Source organism: Deltaproteobacteria bacterium (assembly GCA_018668695.1).
Taxonomy (GTDB): domain Bacteria; phylum Myxococcota; class XYA12-FULL-58-9; order XYA12-FULL-58-9; family JABJBS01; genus JABJBS01.
Genome location: JABJBS010000297.1, coordinates 1 through 20,411 on the forward strand (window position 1 = coordinate 1; position 20,411 = coordinate 20,411).

Below are 20,411 nucleotides of genomic sequence, written 5' to 3' on the forward strand. Positions count from 1 at the left end.
CCTTTCCACGGTCGCTACACTATCGGAAATTGTCCGAGGCCTCGTAGATATCAGTGGTCAGCACGAGCAGCAGAGCCTACTCATGACGGACACACACCTTGAAATACTTGATGCCTATTCTGAAATAGATGGCCTAAAGTCACGGTATTCAAGAGCTTATGCGTCTTACCGTCGCTTACTTAAAGAGTATACAGGTCTTCAAGCACGAGAAGATGCTGATGGCCAGCAAGTCGATTTTCTAAGGTTTCAGCTCGACGAAATAGAGCGGGTTCACCCAATTGAAGGGGAGGACGAAACACTCGAACTCGAGCAACTGAAGCTAGCGAATGCTGAGAAATTGCAGGGTGCCGCCAGTTTAGCTGAGAATCTACTCTATTCAGAAAACGGATCCGCCTTCGATAAGCTGGGCAAATCTATCGCAGAAGTCGAGTCCATTGCAGAAATTGACGACACACTCTTGAGTTCAATTGAAGTGCTCGAGGGTGCACGAACTGAAATTGAAGAGGTCGCAAGAACCTTGTCCCACTACGGGCATCGTATCGAGGTTGATCCTTTAAGGTTAGAGGAAGTTGAAGAGCGTCAAGCAGCTATTCGGCGACTGTGTAAAAAGTATGGTGGCGCCGTAGAGGTCGTCTTGGAGCGAAAAGTGGCCATGGAGGCCGAGCTACGGAGTATGGACTCATCGGAAGAGCGTCTTAGTGCATTGGAGGCCGAAGTCGAAGCCCTGAAGTCGACGGCCCTTAAGGAGGCATCCAAGCTAACGAAGGCTCGACAAAAGGCTGCCACGAAACTTCGCAAGGCAATCGAGGCTGAACTCAGTGATATGGAGCTCGCGCAGGCGCAGTTTTTACCAACGATACGACCACGTGAGGTTGTTGGGCAGCTGGAAAATTCGGCCCAGAGGCTTGGACCGACTGGAGCCGATGAAGTCGAGTTTCTTTGGAGCGCCAACCCAGGTGAAACTCCGAGGGGTTTGGCGAAGATTGCGAGCGGCGGCGAGCTTTCTCGGGTCATGTTAGCAGTTAAAAGGGTCTTGTGCTCTCACGACTTAGTCTCACTTTATGTTTTCGATGAAGTCGATACAGGGTTGGGAGGCAAGGCTGCGGATAGCATTGGGCGCAAGATACAGGCCGTCGCAAAGGGTCATCAAGCAATTACCATCACACACTTGGCTCCGATCGCGGCAAGAGCAGACCATCACCTGGTCGTCACAAAGCATGCAATTGGGAAGCGGACCGTCAGCCAAATAGAGCTTCAGGACCTAAACGGCCGAGCCGAAGAGATTGCGAGAATGATTGATGGAGCTGAGATAACTCGTGCGACCAAGTTGGCCGCCAAGAAGATGCTGGAGCGTGCTACGACGGAATCAGCCGCCGGGTAGCTCTGCCATTGCGAGTGTTGAATATCCAGCATCAACAAATAGCGTTTGGCCAGTGATATTCTTAGATAAATCTGACGCAAGAAATGATGCGAGGTCGGCAACATCGCTCTGGGTGATAGAGCAACGTAAGGGCGCAACAGCCTCATAAACTTGTAGCATCTTGTCGAACCCGGCGATTTGAGATGCCGCCAGCGTACGGATAGGGCCTGCGCTGATCGCGTTGACACGTACACCATCGGGTCCAATATCTGATGCCAGCTCACGGACGACAGCCTCGAGCGCGGCTTTGGCTACGCCCATTAGCTTATAGTTGGCCACGACTCTCTGGCCCCCGAGGTAAGTCATGGTCATGACCGATGAGCCTTTTGTGAGCTTTGGTCGAGCTTTACGAACCAACGGCAGTAAAGAATAACTTGAGGTTACCAGGGCTTCGGCAAAGTGAGCCTGAGAAACGCCGCTGATCGGCTGGCCAAATGTCTCAGGATTCGCATAGGCAATAGAGTGAACCAGGATATCGATATCGCCCTTGTAAGCGTCGAAGAAGTTGTCCAGCTCTTCTTCGTTCGTCACATCGCAACGCTCGTAGAATTCGACTGGAATGTCTCCGCCTCGAACCAGCTGCAGAATACGGCTCTTGAATCTTTGTTGGTAGCCAAGGGAGATGGTTGCACCAGCCGCATGAAGCTGTTTTGCAATGGCCCATGCGATGGAGTCCTCGCTCGCTACCCCGAAAATCAACGCTCTTTTACCTTTTAGATTTAACATGGGTGTCGGCATAACAGGCCTCTTTAGGCTTATGCAAGGTGCTGCGGGGCCAGTTTTGGTCAAAATCGATTAAGAAAATAACTAATTATTACAAGAAGATAAACTGAATATCGGCTCAGTTTGGGTTGCGCAGTTGTGAGGCCTTCTTAGGGGCTAATGCCACCCATTGTACGCACCCCGTTGTTCCGGCGCCGTGAAACGCTGATGGGTGTAAACAGTCATTAACAAATCCCAAAAGCCACCAAGATCTTGAGAGTTGATGGAGTCTCCGGAGTTGGTTGAATGCGGGTGGGGTGGGTCCACTTGACCGAGTAGAGGTTCCCATACATGATGTCAGCTCCACGCTAGGTGGGTGAACTCACGTCGCTTCTCGGGGAAGTCCCTAGAAACAGAGTATCAGATTGATTGTTGAAGTAGCAGCTAAGAGTGATGTTGGTCGTGTGCGCCAAGAGAATGAGGATTCTTACTTGGTTCAAGAGGGAATAGGCCTCTATGTGGTCGCCGATGGCATGGGCGGACATGTCGGTGGAAAACGGGCCTCCAGTCTCGCGGTAAAAACCCTGAGTGAATACGTTGACCGTTACGCGGATAAATTACGCGAAGGCGCAACAGTTACCCCCATTGAGAGTTCACCCGTGCCACGTATGCTGGCCGGCGCTGTACGCGAAGCATGCGCTGTTATTTTCGATGCAGCTCAAAAAAGTCGCGAATTACAGGGAATGGGCACAACAGTGACCGTGCTTCTGCTTCTTAACGACCGTGCTTTTATCGGGCATGTCGGTGATTCACGCTGCTATTTACAACGAGGCCCTCGAATCGTTCAGCTTACCGATGACCACTCTTTGGTTAACGAGCAGATTAAGGCTGGCTTGATTACTCGAGAACAAGCCGCAGTAAGCGGGTTGAAGAATATCATCACGCGTTCCGTTGGCTTTGAGCGTGATGTTGCGGTCGACACCTTTGCGTTACCAGTACAAAACGAAGACCGGTTCCTGGTTTGCTCCGACGGGCTCTGCAATCTTGTGGACGATATGGAGATGGGCGAGGCCCTTTTGGCCGGCGGACTGGACGCTGCATCCGATTCATTGGTAAACTTAGCAAATAACCGCGGCGGTGATGATAACATCACGGTGCTATGTTTGCGGGTATCAGAGGACGCCGGATGATCATTCGTTGGTTCGCCACGCATATTGCGTGGATTGCACAATCAAAGATCCGGTGGTAGAAGGCGCTCGTGACCAAAAAAGTCTATACAATTATGGTAGTCCCAGAGGATTCGGCGCAAATTCGTCGATTCAAAGTGGCTCATCAAACCATTCTTAAAGCAGCCCTTGCAGGTATTTTGCTCGCCGGCACGCTTTGTTTTGGGGTCGTTAACTACATTTACGTGATGAACCAAAGTTCCGAAAATCGCGTACTGAAGAACGAAAACGTGATGTTGCACACTCGGTTGCGTCTTGCTCAAGACGAGATCAATCGTGTTGATGATCAGCTTGAACGTATCGGTCAATTTGCTCAGCGTTTACGGGCGATTACCCAACTCAATGATCCCGACCGCAAGTTAGCAGTTGGCCCATTGACCGATGAGCGTAAAGAACAACCTCAGGTTTTGTATGTGCCGGGAGAACGCATTGAGTTCGAAGATGAGATGATGGACTCGAATGTTGCCCTCGGTTTGATCGACGCAGCACTTGAAGAAGTCGACGAGCAAGCTGCTATCCAGGAGCGGAACATGAGAGAGCTTAGTGATTTCTTCACTCAGGATGCATCACTCCTTGCTTCAATGCCTTCAATCAGACCCAACAGTTCAATGCTCACAACCAGCTTATTCGGCCCCAGAACGGACCCGTACACGAACCGTAAAGTGATGCACAAAGGTGTCGATATTGCGGCTGAGCATGGCTCAGATGTTAATGTTACGGGTGACGGAATCGTTGTTTTTGCCGGTAATCGTGGCGGTTATGGGAAATCCCTGGTTGTCGACCACGGCTTTGGTTTTCAGACTCATTACACCCATCTTAGCTCGTACCAAGTCTTCGTAGGGCAGTCCGTGAAGCGTGGTCAGTCCATTGGCTCTGTCGGGAATACCGGCCGGTCTACCGGGCCCCATCTGCATTACGAAGTAAGACTCAATGGTGTTCCTCAGGACCCGTTGCGGTTCATGATTGAATAGATATAGTTTCTCCAATCAAATCTAGCCGATTTTTTGAAGCATCGCGTGTCCGTCCTTATGATGGCACTGATGTACGACTCTATCTCAACCGTTTATTTGGCATCCGGCTCTCCACGCCGGCGATTTCTACTGGAGTCTTGTGGCTTGATGGTCAAGCAGCTCTCTCAGGATGCCGACGAGACGTGGCCCACCATGCCGCTTGGCGATGCTATGGAAGACCTCGCTCGCCGTAAGATGGCCGCAGTGAAGGATCCACTCCAAGGTCCTACCGTTTCAGCCGACACAGCTGTTATTCTCGACGAAAAAGTTCTGGGTAAACCAGCCGATGCGCAGGAAGCCATCGAAACCATTACTATGTTGGCGGGTCGTGCGCATGTCGTGGCCAGTGGCGTATGTGTCGCCGATGGCACAACTCTGACGAGCTTTCATGTTTTGACTCGGGTATGGTTTCGGCCTCTTAGCAAAAAGGAAATCGTCAGTTATGTTGGCCTTGGCGAAAGCCTCGATAAGGCAGGAGCCTACGGGATCCAAGGCCATGGCGCGGCGCTTGTCGATAGAATCGAAGGTTCATATACGAATGTTGTTGGCTTACCGGTTGCTGAAACACTGGCTGCTCTACGGGTGCTTGGGACATGATTAAAGATAGACTGGATGACATTAAAGCGAGAGTACGGGCCAGTGCTAAGTCTGTTGGACGTACGCCTGACGAGATTCGTCTGATCGCTGTGAGCAAACGCCAGCCATTCGAGAGACTGGAGGAGGCCTACCGCTTGGGGCTTCGAGATTTCGGTGAAAACACGGCTCAGGGTCTCGCGCAGCGAGTGCGTGACTGTGATGCGGCCGGACTGCGCGGCATTCGTTGGCATTTTGTAGGCCAGCTTCAGAGTAATAAGGTTCGCTTGGTTGCGCCAAACAGTTACCTGATTCACTCGCTGGACCGTCTCTCGCTGGCTGAAGCGCTATCGAGACGTTCAGAAGAACATCCAACGAACGTCTTGCTCCAGATCAATATTGGCAAAGAGGCTCAAAAGGGCGGCGTGCCCATTGACCAGATTTTCGACCTTGCGCAGCAGATTCGAAAGCTGCCAGGTATTCGTGTTCGCGGCTTGATGGGGATGCCACCGTTTGGTGTCGATTCGGCGCCATACTATCGGAGACTTGGCACGTTGTTTGGACAGTTAAGTCAAGAGATGCAACCTGAAGTCTTTACGGAATTGTCCATGGGCATGAGTGGTGATTTCGAAACAGCAATTCGCTACGGCGCGACCCATGTTCGCGTCGGTACGGCCATATTTGGGGAACGCCCCGCTAGGAGTGAACAATGAAATTAACACCCATTGATATTCAGCAGCAGCAGTTTGGGCGGCAAATGCGAGGCTACGGTCGTACCGAGGTCGACGCCTTTCTGGAGATTATCGGGGAGCAACTCGGTGTACTGGCTCGTGAAAACGCAGATCTAAAGATTCAGCTCAAATGCCAAGAGGAAGAACTTGGCCATCACCGTGACCGCGAGACAACCATGCGGGAAGCGTTGATTACGGCGCAGCAGGCACTTGAGGGAATTCGAGACAACGCGCAAAAAGAGGCTCATCTCATTATTTCTGATGCGGAACTCAAAGCAGAGAAGATTCTTCATAATGCGCACGGAAGAGTCGGTAGAATCCTTGAGGATGTGACTGACCTTAAGCGTCAGCGCGTAAGGGCGGTTGAAGAGCTTCGAGGCGTTCTCAACACGCACGAAAAACTTCTCGAGGTTCAATCCGACAGCATGGAGGCAGATGAAGCTGCTGAGGATGCATCGGTCACGGTTCTTGGACGGTTACGTGCACCGGCTCCTCCTGCCGAAGAGCCTCAGGGCTCCACGCGTTTCGGTTAATGGTTCCCGCTTATGAATTGCCGCAATGGCTCGAGGAAACAGATTCCGGGGTTATTCTGCAAGTGAAGGTCACCCCTAACGGCACGCGGAACAGGGTCAGCGGCCAGCTTGGCCCATCGCTGCTTGTTACATTGACCGCTCCCGAACAAGACGGGAAGGCAAACGGGTTACTCATTAAGTTTCTATCGGAATCACTGGGAGTCGCGAGCGCTCAGCTTAATGTCGTCGCTGGTGGGTCGGGTAAGATTAAAAAGGTGTTGATCGAAGCAGTAAGGCCTTCTCAAGTCTCAATGCGTCTTAGTCCTAGATAATTTCAACTTCGCTCTCGCCGCGCTGTCGCGCCTTCGCAAGAGCATCGTCCGCTATAGCTACCAAGTCCGGTGCGCTCTCTACGGTATCGTTACTAAATGACAATCCACCCAGGCAGGCTGAGAGTGAAACGCCATGGTAGGTTTTAGCGGCTACACATGCCCGTGCACGCTCGGCTACATCCCTTAGGCGAACATGGATGGATAGAGCCGGATCAGGTGGCAGCAAAACTGCGAATTTATCAGAACCATAGCGGGCCACGAGGCCATCGGCTCTCAGAACCTCTTGCAGTGTACCAGCGATATCAATCAAGGCTTGGTCGCCAACCTCGGCTCCACCAACGGTATTTACACGCTTGAATGAATCGATATCTAGGAGCACCAAACCACCTTCGCTGCCTGTTCGCGAGCCACGCATGACCTTAGCCAGCTCAAGCAGGAAGTAACTGCTGTTTGGAAGCCCCGTAAGTGGGTCGTTGGTTGCACGCTCAAACATTCGAGCATTCTCGATGGCAACTGCGACGTGGTCCGCAAGCATGTGAATGGGACGCCGTTCACCGTTTGGGGCATCATAGCCATCACCACATGGTGCATCACCATAGAGCGTACCAATGGTCTCGCCAGCATTGATCAAGGGAAGACACACGACAAAGCGCTCAGAATTGCTCTGGTGGTCCTGGGTGTTGGTCTCAAAGACGCCTTTGCCTTCGTTAAATACCCGGGTGTTCACCGAAGCGACGAGGTTATCGCTGTGTTCTACATGTCCGCCGTCCGCATCCCGGCCAACACGCTGTACCAAGACACCGGTTTTACGGTCACGAAGCATCACGAAGGCACGACGAGTATTGGTGACATGGAGGAATGAGTCTGCCACGAGGGTAAGCAGCTGAGACAGATCCCGAGTCGCGAGCATTTGCCGGCTAACTTCGAGGAGCCATATAAGTTGATCTTCGAGTGATTTCTGAGTCATGCGTTTGGGTTTATCATAGAGGGTAGTGGAGTCATACCTTTGAGTGCTGACTCGGGTATTTAATCATTACTGACTATCGTAATCGAATCGACAAGGTACTCGTAGCCTGTGATGCCGATGGCGGCGGGCTCCATAGAGGCGTGATAGGATATTTCGTAATAGCCGTTCTTTGTAGGGATCAGGGTACCGTAACGAAGAGCCGGCTGATTCAAGTAGAGATAGGTGGCGTGATAGGCTGGTGCCCAGACGGTATCAGTACGCGTCTCCCATGCCAAATTGTATTCAAAATCGGTAAAGTACGGATGTTTCTTGAGTGCTTGTTTCAGTAGCTTCAGGGCGCCTCGACCCGTGTCGACCGTAAGGCGCTGAATACTTAATGTGTGGTTTGGCAGGCCTGCGAGGTTGAAGTGCCAGGCCTCATCGGTAGACTGCGTGAGGCTCCAACCTGGGGGGATCTCACCGTGGAGCTGAGCATCCTCATGGAGCCAGTAATTGGGCTCACTAAGCTGAACGGGAAGAGCACTCTCGTCCGGTGCGCACGCGAAGGTGAAAAGCATGAGCGCAGCCAAGCGCAGTGTGTTTAGTGTGGGTCGTAGCGTCTTCAAAATAATAGCGTGGTTTGGTTTTAAAGGTCCTTTGTATCCATACATGATATAAGATGAAAAGATAAAGCTATCGGGGCATAAAGTCTCTGAGCTTCCTTAGGAGTCGAGATTGGCTGAAAACGATGACGGTAGAGTGGAGAGCCGGCTGGCTGCAGTCGGGCGTGGCTTTAGTGCTACTCCTGAGCGGATTGCCAAGCTTCAGGCTCAGGCCGAGGCAATTGAAAGGCAAAACCCCGCGAAGCCATCGAAGTCTTTCTCAAGTGTCTTGGGCGACAAGCCTTTACGGCCTCAATCTCGAAGCGCGGCATTTAGGGATGAGCGCAAAGCAGCACTCCCGAAGCGTGGCCCGAGGCCTACGATGGCCCAAATGGGCTTGAAAGCTAAGTTGAAGCTCGACGATGAGACCGAACCGACGGAACCAGTGGTTATAAAAGGCTAATTAAGACCCGAGAAGGGCAGCCCCTAGGTTGGTGAGGATGAATCCACCGATCGAGGCCATGGTCGTGATATAAGCGTAATTTTTAAAAGACTTCATAATCAAGATATAGTTTCCTCGTTGTATGTAGGCAATTTTTCGGCGGCTTGTTGAAATCTCTCGCTCACGGCTTGCGCATTCGGTTGTCGCGTGGTTGTGAGGGTTAAGGAACACCGACGTGGTTAACGATGAATCGAACTCAACCTGAAAAATTTGGCAAATACGAGTTACTGAAAAGGCTCGCCTTTGGTGGGATGGCCGAGATTTTTCTAGCGCGGCTGCTCGGGGAAAGTGGTTTCTCGAAGCAACTGGTAGTAAAGCGCATCCTTCCTCAGTTTGGCGAGGATGCTCAGTATGTAAAGATGTTCATCGACGAGGCGGTTCTTGCCGCCTACATCAATCATCCCAATGTCGTTCAGGTCTATGATTTCGGGAGCACGGATAACGTTTACTTTATTGCCATGGAATTCGTGGACGGCGCCGACCTGAAACAAATTTTACGAGACCAGGCTAAGCTTGGGATCAAGCTCAGTTTCGCTGCGGTAGCCGCGGTTGGTGAGGGTGTCGCAGCCGGGCTGGCTTCAGCTCATGTGGCTAAAGATCCAGATGGCGTCGACCTTAAGCTGGTGCACCGTGATGTAAGCCCACACAACATCATGGTGGGCCGTGGCGGTGACGTGAAGGTGATGGACTTTGGGATTGCCCGTGCTGAGGTCCGTGCAACAAAGACGGCCACGGGTACAATTAAGGGTAAGGTTGCCTACATGGCGCCAGAGCACGGCTCCGGTGACCAAGCAGATGGCCGTAGTGACCAGTTTTCATTGGGTGCCGTCTTATGGGAGGCCCTCGCCGGCGAGAGGCTTTATGGCGGAGATTCTGAGCTCGAGGTCTTGCGCAATGTGCTGGATTGTCGCGTAAGGGACATACGAGAAGTTCGCCCAGACGTACCAGGAGCATTGGCGACCATCGTCATGCGAATGCTCGAACGCGAGCCCACGGATAGGTACGATACGCTTCTAGAGGTTCGAGACGAGTTGTCACGGTTTAGATTTACGCTTGGCGCTGAAGGTTCAGTGGATTTGGGCAAACTTATCGGCGAAGCCAAGCCGTCACCCATCCGCTCTTCGGGCACGCTTGTACTGGATGAGCCAACGGCCACACAAGATTCCACCGCGGAGACATTAAAGCGTAATGCCCCAAGTCCCTTAATGCCCAGTAACGAAGAGGCTCAGGCAGCGATTACCGCCACGATGCCCCCTGGTCAGCCAGAACTCGCCTCGACGGCTACATTGCCGATGGACCAAGCGTCTCAGCGAACGACTGGCACAACCCCTATGGTTGCTGAGACCCGGCCCAGTAAGCTTTGGGCGGCCTTGTTGGTGGTTCTTGTGGGGGGTGCGTTGCTCTGGATTTCCCAGGCAGGCCAGTCGCGCATGGACAATCAAGTTAAGCCAGCTCAAGTCCCAGTTGCTATAAGCAAACAAATTCAGGTTATTTCGAATCCTGCCGGCGCCGCAATCTGGATCAATGAAGAGCTGACTCACCAGGTGACACCGGCAACTCTTGAACCACAGGCCTTGGGCACCTCGCTTCAGTTAACCCTTAAATTCAGTGGACATAAAGATTGGACAACGCAGGTCGAGGTTTCAACTGAATCGGCCCCAATCTCGGCCAATCTCACCAAGTTTGCCCAGCCGGCCGCTCGGAGTAAAAACAAAGCGGTCAAACGGCCAGCCCGGACAGTTAAAGAGGCATCCAAGCCAAGCAAACGTCACATGAAAAAATCCAAAAAGCCATCTGCCCCGAAAGATGTGGGGTCCGGCCGCTTATTTCTTCGCTCGGGCGGGCTTTGGTTTCATGTCTATTTGGGTGGTAAAAAGCTAGGCACGACACCATTGGCGGGCGTGAGTATACCAGCTGGTCGACACACCCTGAAGCTAAAGAATGACGTAGCCGGCATAGAACGTAAGCTGGTCGTCGATGTGAAGCCGGGCGCGACGATTCGGCGCACAGTTACTTCAGAGAAATAGGCCGAGCGATGAAAGCAGTATGTCAGCGTGTCTCAGAGGCGAGTGTTAAAGTTGAGGGTAACTGCATTGGTAAAATTCAGGCAGGTATTCTGATTCTTTTAGGCATCGGACCACAAGACAACAAGTCGATAGCAAAAGCCTTGGCTCTAAAGATAGCTGGGCTGCGTATCTTTCCCGATGATGCCGACCGTATGAATCTTTCATTGCAGGACATCGCGGGCGGCTGCCTGATTGTTAGCCAATTTACCCTCTATGGTGATTGTAAGAAGGGCCGGCGTCCGTTTTTCGGGGGAGCGGCCCATCCACAATTAGCCACTGAGCTTTGTGATGTATTTACCGAGGCGATGCGAGAGCTTATCGATAATGTTGAAACGGGGCAGTTTGGGGCTTCTATGGAGGTTTCGTTGGTAAACGATGGCCCTGTGACCCTTGTCCTAGACTCAGACGAACTCGGATTGTCTTAAATCCGTACCGAGCCTCCCGAATCCTCTAAAGTTTCACGCAAAATCGGCGATGAATACCTTGAACGGGTCGTGGGTGCGACCGGTTCTTCTTAGGTCTGCGCGAAGATGACCTATGCGGGATTTCCAGACAAAATATAAGAAATGGAGGCTAGTGGCATGTCGTTGCTAGTGAAGTCTACATATATGTCTGGCCTGCTATCGAGACATGCTCTCCGGGGTATGCGAGATGGCGTTTCAAATGATGACGGAAAAATTGGCGACATCCCTAGGGAGTTGTTTTTAAATATACATCCGCTCAAAGGTGCTGCTCGTCTTGAGAGCCACCAGGTATTGGGCAGGGTTTTGGAGTCGGTCTTTGGGACGATTCACGCTTGTGAGAACAAGGTGCATCACCCCGACGATCTTGCTTTATCGAATAACGACCATCGCCTAACAGATGCGGTGAATGAATCGTTGGAGTCTAATGCCTCGTCGGAAGAAGTCGATTATTGGGCTGCGGATGACGATGTCTGGGTCTCAGCGGAAGGAAGCTACGTCGTAGATGGAATTCCGGTGAAACCGTTCCGAATCGAGGTTGGTTTTTGTCCAAGCTGGCAAACCCACAATAATCTTTTTGAGGAACTCGAGGAACTGATTGAGGAGGAACCCATTCTGGTTCCTTGTGATGAGTTCGAACTCGAAACACTTCCCAGCGCTTATCGATTTCACATCGACGCACTTGGTGAGGAAGACCAGTTAGAAGGCGTTGAGTTCGCTAAAGAAAGACAAGCTATCCAACTTGTAAGTGTTGGGCGGGTCGTCGTGGAACGCTATACGATGGACGTGGCACAAGCGGTTGGGCAAGCCTTATGTGGCGATAGAGACTGGCTCTCGGACAAGAACCGAAGCTTTATCGGTCTCAGGGTCTGGGCAGTCGATGCTTGGGGCCATCGCTCACTGGTGGTCCTTGGAGGTGCCCAAGGTGGTATGCTCTACGTTGGACAAGTCGACGTCTAGCTTTAAGCAGGTTTCTCTACATTCAAACAAATTAGGTCCTCAGGCATCGTGTCTGGTCGGGGTTCGTGACTGATCACCAGCCCCAGACCTGCCCCAAGCAAGAGTTCTTTATCGGTTCTTTGCCATGAATCTCCGAGCGCCATCGCCGGAGGTTGACCACCTAACTTCGATATCAAAGTAATCTTTCCTTGCCCATAAGGCATCGGTTCAACGAGCTGGGGCATAATCACGCCGTCCTTATGGGGGGTGGTCACGCCCAGTGCGCGGCGACCAGGAATCCCTAGAAATGTGACGCCCACTTCAACGAGCAGATTCAGGGAGGCCGAAATAGGAACGACCACCATAGACATCTTTGAAAGTTGCGTGAGAAGGCTCTGAACCTGGGGGAAGATCAATTCCTTAAGACCACCAGACTCATTCATGATCTCGTAAGCTCTGGCCTTAATAAAGCCTACGGACAAGCCACCCATGCAGAGACCTTGCGTTGAATAGAATTGCCGGTAGGCCTCATTCTTACCAATGCCCAGGCTCTTCGCACGCTCAAGGAAGGTGCCATCAACTTTACTCGTCATCATGCTGCGTGCGGTGTCGTTAACGTCTGGAAAAACTTTGATGCCATACCGCTCACAGAGTTCGTTTAGGACGCCCCCGCAAGCACTTTGAAGCCACCGTTCGGTTAAGGCCCGCTCAAAAAAGAGGTCACCGATATCCCCGTACCATAAAGTCCCATCGCAATCGGGCGCGACGACATGCGCATACCCCTGATTGAACGCATCGTCTTTGAGGTCGCCGGCATGTTGCTCTAATTTTTTAGTGAATGATTCCGGCGTGATAGTCGGTTTGCTGCGCAGTAAATCCCAGCGCTCTCCCGGTTCACGCGTTTTGACGAGGGGCAGGGACAGTTCGTCACTGAGCTGGCTAAGCCGAAGGCGTGCCAACTCCTGAGCATTGCCGGGAGAGCCTGAGTCGATTGCGTAGCTACCAAGTACGTTTTGTGCGCTCGAACCAATGGACTCAAAAACCGAGTGAACCCATGTACAGGCCGTTTCGGGCAAGCTACGAAGCGGAGATTCTAGCACTGCTAAATCGAGCGCCGCTCTCGTTTCGATGTCCAGGTAGTTACGGTGTTGACCGTAGGCAAAGCAAGCGTCTTCAAGCTTCTCGGGCTCGGAATTGACGTCGTTTAGAGTGTCTTGAAACTGTTGCGGCTTAAAGTGTTCTAGGAGCATATTTAAGTTATCACTTTGGGGGGTGGTTGCGGTCAAGTGCCTATTTCGTAACAATTGAATCGTGAGAGAAGCATTGCCTCATATTAGAGCTGTTAAAGCCATCCGCTTTGTTGTTTTCGTGGCGGCATTGGCAGCGTGTCAACTTGTCGCAGGCCAGGCGCGAGCACTCGATCCTGAACGTCCAAATCATCAGCACCTTCACGATGTTTGGCAGATTGATGACGGGCTCCCTCAAAATGGGGTAGCCGCTATCGTTCAAGGTCAAGATGGCTACCTGTGGCTGGGAACTCAAGAAGGCTTAGTGCGCTACGACGGACAAGAGTTTGTCGTTTTTGATAAGTACAACACGGAAGCCATGCTTGAATCCCAAGTGCATGCTTTAGCCATTGGTAACGAGGGTGAACTTTGGATCGGTACTGAAGGGGGCTTGATTTTATACAAGCGCGGTATTTTTCAGGCGTTCACTGAGATCAGTGGTCTACCTCACCATGTCATTACCAGTATTGCGGTGGGCTATGATGAATCAGTTTGGGTCGGTACTCGAGGCGGTTTAGCGCGATTTGGTGGAGGAGGCACGCGGCAGGTTTGGACCGATGCAGAAGGATTACTTTCGAGTCACGTGCGTTCCATTGCCGTAGCGATCAACGGCGACGTTTGGGTTGCGACTGGCATGGACTCCGTGAAGCGAGGCTTGCAGAGACTAAAGGGAGATAAGCTCACAACAATTTTGTCCGGTGAAGCTCAGGTCGGTCGTGGTGTTTCATCCCTCTTGCCTGATGTGGACGGTGGGCTCTGGGCAGGTACGCGTGGTTCGTCGGCCGGTCTAATCCATGTAAGTGCGAACCTAAAGATTGAGTCTTATTTCGAGAAAGACGGACTGAGTGATGATGACATCATGTCACTTTATCGCGACAGCGCGCAGAGCCTCTGGATTGGAACTTACAAGGGAGGCCTGAACCGGTTTCGAGACGGAGAGTTTGCAACCATCGAACCCGTAGGGGGACTAAGTCATCAAAGAGTCGAGTCGCTTTACGAGGATCGCGAGGGGAGCCTATGGGTTGGTACGGGAACCGGTGGACTCTATCGGTTTAGAGACGGTCAGTTCTCGTCGCTTACGGTTGACGATGGGCTGCCGGGACCCCTGGTCTGGAGTGTTTACCCCGACCCGAAAGGTGGCCTGCTGGTCGGTGGTGACCGAGGCTTCGCAGTGGTTACGGGTGGTCGTGTTACAAGACGTTATTCCGAAAAGGATGGGCTGCTGAATAATGTTGTTGCCGGCTTTTATCGGGAACCTAAGGGTGATTTATGGATTGCTACTGAGGGCGGCGTAACGCGGATGCGCAATGGGCGTTTTGAGAATATTCGAGTATCTGATGGTTTATCCAACCCTGATATCCGTGTGGTGACTGGAGACGGTGACGGCGGCGTTTATGTGGGGTCACATGGCGGTGGTGTCAATCATCTTCGTTCTGATGGAACCATCGATATCATTGATACCGAGGATGGCCTCACACACAACGAAGTTTCTGCTATTTTCCGAGATTCAATGGCTCGAGTATGGGTCGGTACCAGTGAGGGGCTGAGCCGGATAGAAGAAGACGGCAGTGTTACCAAGTTTTCACAGGTCGAGGGTTTTACAACGAGTTCTGTGTTCACCGTTTATGAGGATTCGAAGAACCGAATTTGGGTGGGCTCGGTCAAGGGCCTCTATCTTTACCGGGCTGGCAAATTCATTCACTTCACGGTTCGAAGTGGTCTATTCGATGACAAGGTTTACACAATACTGGAGGACGACCAGGGGTATTTCTGGATGAGCTGCAACAAGGGGGTTTCTCGGGTTGCTGTATCTGAACTCCTTGAGCTGGCCGATGGGCTTCGCGAGTCGGTAACCAATACAAGCTTCGGCACCGAAGATGGGATGTGTAGCTCTGAGTGTAACTTTGGTGGAGGTAACTCGGGGGCCAGACTCCCGGATGGCACGTTGGCTTTCCCGACCATCGCTGGCGTTGCGTTTATAGACCCCCTAGAAGAGACGAGTACTCGCTCACCGCCAGTGCTGATTGAGAAAGTTGTTGCGGATAACCGGGTCATCCGAGCGACAGGTGACTGGTTGGCGCCGGCGGGTGTGGAAAATATCGCGTTTCATTTTGCGGCTCCGAGCTTTATTGTTCCCGAGAAAATTAGATTCAGTTACCGGCTGATTGGCTTGAATTCGGAATGGGTTGAAGCCGGGTCGAGGCGAGTTGCGCATTATGCAAACTTACAGCCCGGGTCGTATAAGTTTGAAGTCCGGTCGCGTAATAAATATGGCGAAGATTCTAAATCGGATGCGTCGTTCTCATTTACGCTGACGCCTCAGTTTCACCAAACTCAGTGGTTTTATGTTGTAACGGTTTTATTGGGATTCCTGGCTGTTCTTGTGTTTCACCGCTACCGAGTAAGAAGCCTGGAGGACCACGAGGCGACGCTTGCGCTCTTGGTTCGGGAACGTACCGAGCAATTAGAGCGGGCCAATGTCCAGCTTGTGGAGCAGAGTTTCCGTGATCCGTTAACCGGGCTCCGTAACAGGCGCTTTGTGCTAGAAAGCATCGAGAAAGATATCGCCTCTGTGAACCGCGCGTATTTCACATCGCCGGAAGTTGTCGAAAGAAACGACGATGGATTGGTCTTTGTGATGCTAGATCTCGACCATTTTAAGTCGGTCAATGACTCTTACGGCCACGTGGCAGGCGACCGTGTACTGCAACAAGTATCAGGTATCCTTAAAGCTGCGGGCCGCTTAACAGACTCTGTTGTTCGCTGGGGAGGCGAAGAGTTCCTGCTTATTGCTCGTAATACTGGGCCCGACTCAGCACCTGTTTTAGCTCGTCGGATCAGGCAAGCTTTTAAACGCCATGTTTTTGAGGTTTCCGACGGGGTGAAGCTTCAGTTAACATGCTCCCTCGGTTGGGCGTGTTACCCCTTTATCCCAGCTGACTGCGGCGTTCTTAGCTGGGAAGAGGTTGTAGGGGTGGCCGATAAGGCGCTCTATGCCGCGAAGAATTCCGGACGTGATTCTTGGGTGGGAGTCGTGAGCACAGCAAAAACTCCGGAAGACTATCTCTATAAACTGATTCGCGCCGATGTCCCGGGCTTGCTGGCCGCAGGCGAGTTAACGGTGCTGGCATCGATTGAAGACCACGACTCAATTGAGTGGGATCCCTAAAGAACCCAACCCTTGACCTGCACACCTGTTCAGTGTACCTTGTTTAAATGTCAAGTGTTGCTGAGCGGGCCCGTGCGCCCAATGAAATACTTACGAGCTTAAAAACTCGGCTCAAGGCCTTCCAGGGGCATGGGCCAGATGCTCCCACTTTTTTCTACAGCACAGGCCTGCAATCACTGGATACCGCACTGGGAGGTGGCCTCGCGGCAGGAGAGGTTACAGAGTTTGCAGGTAAGGGTTCTGGAGGGCGTACAGCCTTGGCGATAAGCCTAGCTGCCCAGGTTACGCGTTATGCACCCGAGGGAAACGACGAGCGCAGAGGCTGCCGCGTGGCATGGATAGACACAGAGGACCGTCTTGATGTGTCGAGTTTATGCGACGCTGGTACAGAGGTAAGTAATTTCTTGTGGATGCGAGGCGGAGGAAAATCCGCGCTGACTCAGAGTTTTAAAGCGGTGGATATCATTTTGAGCGCCAAAGCATTTTCTTTGGTGGTCCTTGATCTGGCAGAGTCGGGTTGGCGCAAAGATATTCAACGCAGTGCTTGGTGGGTTCGAATTTCTCGAAAACTTAAAGGCAAGAGTACGGCACTTCTGGTGCTAGCAAGTGAGCCCACTGCTTTTCAGCCGGCATGCCGGGTGGTCTGTGATGCGCGTAAGGTTTTTTCAGAGCCTGTCTCTTTTCGAGTCTTGCGCCGCGGTTGTGGTGATGTGAAATGGATGCACCCTGTTCATTTGGCGCATCCATTAAGATGAACGCCGATGATTGCAGCAGTTCGAATTCCCGATTTCTACCTACAAGCTTGGTTGCGCTCTCATCACTCAGAGCAGAACAACGCTTTGGGGTTGGTTGATTCTCAGACGGTTCGTGGTGGGTCCAAAATACTATCGTTTAGCCGTGAGGCAGTAAGTCAGGGTCTTTGCCCCGGCATGACTGTAGCCCAGGCAAAAGCAAGGTATTCCAACCTTGTGGTCATCTCCCGCCATCAGCCAAGTGAAGATGCAGCGCTATCGGCCATGAGAGATGTTTTGTGGGGGCGTTCTCCTCTTGTATCTATGGGTAAGCAATCTGATCCAGGGTGGGCCTATGTGCAGACCAGAGGGTTGCTGCGTATCTTTGGAACAATCCAGGACTGGGTTAGTGCATTGGCTCAAGATCTGAGCAATGTTGGGCTTGATGGTGTTATTGGCGTGGCGCCCGGGTGGCAGCAGGCACGTGTGTTGGCTTTTTCTGGCGGAGGAATGCTGGAGAATGCAAGAAGCTTATCTTGCTTTAAAAGCATGCGATGTGAGGTTCTGGAGCCATCTAGAGAGCTTCTTTTATTGTTCGAGCGCCTGGGTATCTCTCGGCTGGAAGATTTCTTACGCATAGACCCTGAAGATATTCTGGAGCATATGGGTGAAGAGGCTCTGGTTAAACATCAGATTATACGCGGAGAAGAGCCGGGCACACCGCTGGTTTTTGAGGAGTATCAAGTGGTGTTCGAAGAGGAACACCGCCTCGAGGAAGCGATTGCCGACTTAGAGCCTCTCTTTTTTATTTTACGACCTCTGCTTGAGCGCTTGCTTCGTCGTCTCTCCGTTAGAGGCTATTACAGCAGAGGAATAGAACTCTATTTTTCATACGATGGCGCTGGTAGTGAGAGTCGGACAGTCAGGGCAGGGTGCCCAACCCGCTCTACAAAAGTGTTGTTTGAACTATGCCGCCTAAGCCTTGAAAGAGATCCGCCCAAGGAAAGTATTGAGGTTGTGCAAATAAGGGCAGATCCATGCAAGGTTGATTCGCATCAGCTGGATTTCTTCAATTCTGATACCGTGCCTCATGAAGAGATTTCCTTAACGGTGACCAAGTTAAAAGGGGTTTTCGGTGAGAAGCATGTGGGAAGTCCCCGGCTAAGTAACTCTTATCGTGAAGATGCTGTTGAGATGACTGCGTTTCATATTGAGTCAACTTGCTCGGCAGATTCAAAAGCCGCCGTTCTTCCGGTTGTTTGCCTTAGACGCTACCGTCCGGCTCAGAGCATTAAGATTTTATGCCGTGAGCACCGCTTGCTTTACCTGGAGGGAAAGTATTTTTCAGGAAAGATTAACCGGTGGCACGGGCCCTATAGGCTATGTGGTGAGTGGTGGCATAAGAAGCCAGCAGATGGCCATAGAGGGTTCCTTGGTGATCTGTACGATGTTGAGGTTAAGGATAAAATTTATCGAGTGAGCTGGGATCATCACAAGCGCGCATGGTTGGCTCTTGGTTGGTATGATTAGCTAAGTGACACGAACGACTTCACGAAGCGATGTGAGGCCCTGTGCGGCTTTGCGAATACCGGCTCGGCGAACCGTCTCAACACCTTGCTTCCTGAGCGCCTTTTTCATGAGAACCGGTGCAGCTTTCTTAATGATGAGCTCTCGCATTTCACCGGTAATCGCCACGACTTCGAAGCAGCCTGTTTTGCCTTTGTACCCTGTATGAGCACATGCTTCGCATCCTTTGCCAACATAGAAAGTCGTATCCGGATCCAACGGAAAGCCAATCTGCTCAACCAGTTTCGGCCCAGGACGCTTCGGCTCCTTGCAATTGCCGCAGAGCTTACGAAGAAGCCGTTGAACAACGACTCCGCTGAGAGCATGAGCTACACCATCCGCACGCAAACCAAGGCTCAGTAGCCAGTCTATCGCCTCAAGCGCGGTATCCGTGTGAACCGATGAGAGAACCCGTCGCCCAGCCTGTAAACAAGCATCCATCACTAGCTTCCCGGTCGCCGGCTCAAGAATTTCACCCACGAGAATAACATCAGGATCTTGTCGCAAAATGGACCGCATACCGGTTTCATAGGTGAGCCCAGCCGAAACATTAACCTGCCCCTGACTGATTCCAGGCAGTCTGTGCTCAACCGGATCTTCAATGGTGATTACATGGGACTCCATGTGGCTACTTTGCGTCGCAAGCGAGTAGAGCGTAGCTGTCTTGCCAGAACTCCACGGCCCGGCAACAAGCAGGAGGCCTCCAGGGCGACGCGCTAGGCGATTCACCGACTGAACTTGGCCATCACTCATACCTAGGCTGCCGAGTGTCATCAGAGCGTCGCTCCGTAAGATGTGGAGCACAGCCTTCTCGCCATGAATACATGGGTAAGTTGAAGCCTGTATCGAGTAGCGAACTTCGTTTTGAGTGAAAGAAAATACGCCGTTTTGCGGAGAGCCGTTACGTTCGCTGTCCATATGACTGCGAATTTTAATAATAGAGATTAGGCCCCGACAAGGAGGCCCTTCGTAGAGATGTTCTTCAAGGATGCCGCCTTTACGCAGGCGTATGCGAGCGTGCCCGGAGGCGGGCTCGATATGCACATCGCTGGCTCCTAGATCGATGGCTTGCATCAGAAGGTGATCAACAGGAGTGCTTTGCGGGCTTACGGATATAGAAAGTTTCGTCTCTGGCGCCGACGGTTCCGCTACTTCTATCGCTTCCTGTTCAACATCTGAATCGCTCATGACATAAGAGTAGCCCGTCACCTTGAAAAATCAAAAACTTTACTGAAATGACAGGTATTTTTGGCGTCAGTCAGCCATTCTAGCCCCAATCATATGGAGCGCCACCGCAGAGGCCGCGGCCGCATTTAAGGAGTCTACGTGTTCGGCAATCGGGATCCGTCCAGATACATCGGATTTACCTCGCAGTTCCTCAGTAATCCCGGAACCTTCATTACCAATGACGAGAACGTTATGGAGTGTCGAGATCTGAACATCTTGGAGTGACGCTGTTCCCCTACGGCCGGTGGCTGCAATGACTTGCACACTGTCCAGGAACTCCCGAAGCAGCTCTACGGCCTTCATCGGTTCACACAGGGTGACCGGTACATTAAAGATTTGCCCGGCTGATGCCCGCGTGGCTTTCCGGGTGTAGGGCGAGGCACCCTTGGGGTCGGCTATCACAAGCTGAG

General features: G+C 52.0%; 20 protein-coding genes. 14 read left to right on the top strand and 6 right to left on the bottom strand.

Annotated features, from left to right (window positions below; all coding sequences use genetic code 11):
- The coding region (locus tag HOK28_15815) for a DNA repair protein RecN (protein MBT6434566.1) at positions 1 to 1,381 on the top strand (1,381 nt) is incomplete at its 5' end.
- Here the strand turns inward: HOK28_15815 and HOK28_15820 are convergent.
- Positions 1,367 to 2,146 (bottom strand): SDR family oxidoreductase, encoded by a 780-nt coding sequence (locus HOK28_15820; protein MBT6434567.1) that lies wholly within the window; start codon positions 2,144 to 2,146, stop codon positions 1,367 to 1,369. The two genes, HOK28_15815 and HOK28_15820, sit on opposite strands and share 15 nt — an antisense overlap.
- 395 nt (positions 2,147 to 2,541) lie before the next feature.
- Here HOK28_15820 and HOK28_15825 point away from each other — a divergent pair, with 395 nt between their 5' ends.
- The 6 genes from HOK28_15825 (at position 2,542) to HOK28_15850 (ending at position 6,506) form a co-directional block, all read left to right on the top strand.
- Entirely contained in the window at positions 2,542 to 3,312 is a 771-nt protein-coding gene (locus HOK28_15825; protein MBT6434568.1) for a Stp1/IreP family PP2C-type Ser/Thr phosphatase, read from the top strand.
- A gap of 68 nt (positions 3,313 to 3,380) precedes the next feature.
- Complete coding sequence (locus HOK28_15830; GenBank protein ID MBT6434569.1) at positions 3,381 to 4,319, top strand: M23 family metallopeptidase; 939 nt, start codon at positions 3,381 to 3,383, stop codon at positions 4,317 to 4,319.
- 45 nt (positions 4,320 to 4,364) lie between these two features.
- Positions 4,365 to 4,955, top strand: coding sequence for a septum formation protein Maf (gene maf, locus HOK28_15835; GenBank protein MBT6434570.1), 591 nt, complete (start codon positions 4,365 to 4,367; stop codon positions 4,953 to 4,955).
- On the top strand, positions 4,952 to 5,644 hold the full coding sequence (locus HOK28_15840) for a YggS family pyridoxal phosphate-dependent enzyme (GenBank protein MBT6434571.1): 693 nt from the start codon (positions 4,952 to 4,954) through the stop codon (positions 5,642 to 5,644). Before maf ends, HOK28_15840 begins: the two co-directional genes overlap by 4 nt.
- Positions 5,641 to 6,195, top strand: coding sequence for a DivIVA domain-containing protein (locus HOK28_15845; GenBank protein MBT6434572.1), 555 nt, complete (start codon positions 5,641 to 5,643; stop codon positions 6,193 to 6,195). Before HOK28_15840 ends, HOK28_15845 begins: the two co-directional genes overlap by 4 nt.
- Positions 6,195 to 6,506 (top strand): DUF167 domain-containing protein, encoded by a 312-nt coding sequence (locus tag HOK28_15850; GenBank protein ID MBT6434573.1) that lies wholly within the window; start codon positions 6,195 to 6,197, stop codon positions 6,504 to 6,506. Before HOK28_15845 ends, HOK28_15850 begins: the two co-directional genes overlap by 1 nt.
- Here HOK28_15850 and HOK28_15855 read toward each other — a convergent pair.
- Both HOK28_15855 and HOK28_15860 read right to left on the bottom strand, forming a co-directional pair.
- Positions 6,499 to 7,473 (bottom strand): diguanylate cyclase, encoded by a 975-nt coding sequence (locus tag HOK28_15855; protein MBT6434574.1) that lies wholly within the window; start codon positions 7,471 to 7,473, stop codon positions 6,499 to 6,501. The genes HOK28_15850 and HOK28_15855 overlap by 8 nt on opposite strands.
- Positions 7,474 to 7,532: 59 nt before the next feature.
- Entirely contained in the window at positions 7,533 to 8,030 is a 498-nt protein-coding gene (locus HOK28_15860) for a hypothetical protein (GenBank protein ID MBT6434575.1), read from the bottom strand.
- Positions 8,031 to 8,187: 157 nt separating this feature from the next.
- Here HOK28_15860 and HOK28_15865 point away from each other — a divergent pair, with 157 nt between their 5' ends.
- The 4 genes from HOK28_15865 to HOK28_15880 all read left to right on the top strand — a co-directional run bounded on the left by HOK28_15865 (position 8,188) and on the right by HOK28_15880 (position 12,043).
- Entirely contained in the window at positions 8,188 to 8,517 is a 330-nt protein-coding gene (locus tag HOK28_15865) for a hypothetical protein (protein ID MBT6434576.1), read from the top strand.
- Positions 8,518 to 8,741: 224 nt separating this feature from the next.
- A complete protein-coding gene (locus HOK28_15870; GenBank protein ID MBT6434577.1) occupies positions 8,742 to 10,583 on the top strand; it encodes a serine/threonine protein kinase in 1,842 nt (613 codons plus the stop codon).
- An 8-nt stretch (positions 10,584 to 10,591) separates the two neighbouring features.
- Positions 10,592 to 11,047: a D-tyrosyl-tRNA(Tyr) deacylase gene (locus tag HOK28_15875; GenBank protein ID MBT6434578.1), complete on the top strand. Its 456-nt coding sequence runs from the start codon at positions 10,592 to 10,594 to the stop codon at positions 11,045 to 11,047.
- Between the two features lie 156 nt (positions 11,048 to 11,203).
- The gene (locus HOK28_15880; protein MBT6434579.1) at positions 11,204 to 12,043 is read left to right on the top strand and encodes a hypothetical protein; all 840 of its coding nucleotides are present in this window, start codon (positions 11,204 to 11,206) and stop codon (positions 12,041 to 12,043) included.
- A 2-nt stretch (positions 12,044 to 12,045) separates the two neighbouring features.
- Here HOK28_15880 and HOK28_15885 read toward each other — a convergent pair whose 3' ends face one another.
- A complete protein-coding gene (locus HOK28_15885; GenBank protein MBT6434580.1) occupies positions 12,046 to 13,308 on the bottom strand; it encodes a hypothetical protein in 1,263 nt (420 codons plus the stop codon).
- A 37-nt stretch (positions 13,309 to 13,345) separates the two neighbouring features.
- On the opposite strand from HOK28_15885, the gene HOK28_15890 reads away from it, so the two are divergent.
- Genes HOK28_15890 through HOK28_15900 form a run of 3 tightly spaced genes read left to right on the top strand, consistent with a single transcriptional unit; the run spans position 13,346 to position 18,738 of the window.
- Positions 13,346 to 16,477: a diguanylate cyclase gene (locus HOK28_15890; protein ID MBT6434581.1), complete on the top strand. Its 3,132-nt coding sequence runs from the start codon at positions 13,346 to 13,348 to the stop codon at positions 16,475 to 16,477.
- Positions 16,478 to 16,524: 47 nt separating this feature from the next.
- Positions 16,525 to 17,232 (top strand): hypothetical protein, encoded by a 708-nt coding sequence (locus HOK28_15895; protein ID MBT6434582.1) that lies wholly within the window; start codon positions 16,525 to 16,527, stop codon positions 17,230 to 17,232.
- A 6-nt stretch (positions 17,233 to 17,238) separates the two neighbouring features.
- Complete coding sequence (locus HOK28_15900; protein ID MBT6434583.1) at positions 17,239 to 18,738, top strand: hypothetical protein; 1,500 nt, start codon at positions 17,239 to 17,241, stop codon at positions 18,736 to 18,738.
- On the opposite strand, the gene HOK28_15905 is transcribed toward HOK28_15900, so the two are convergent.
- The gene (locus HOK28_15905) at positions 18,739 to 19,962 is read right to left on the bottom strand and encodes a type II/IV secretion system protein (GenBank protein MBT6434584.1); all 1,224 of its coding nucleotides are present in this window, start codon (positions 19,960 to 19,962) and stop codon (positions 18,739 to 18,741) included.
- A gap of 66 nt (positions 19,963 to 20,028) precedes the next feature.
- Positions 20,029 to 20,411 (bottom strand): hypothetical protein (locus HOK28_15910; protein MBT6434585.1); only part of this gene is annotated, 383 nt, incomplete at its 5' end.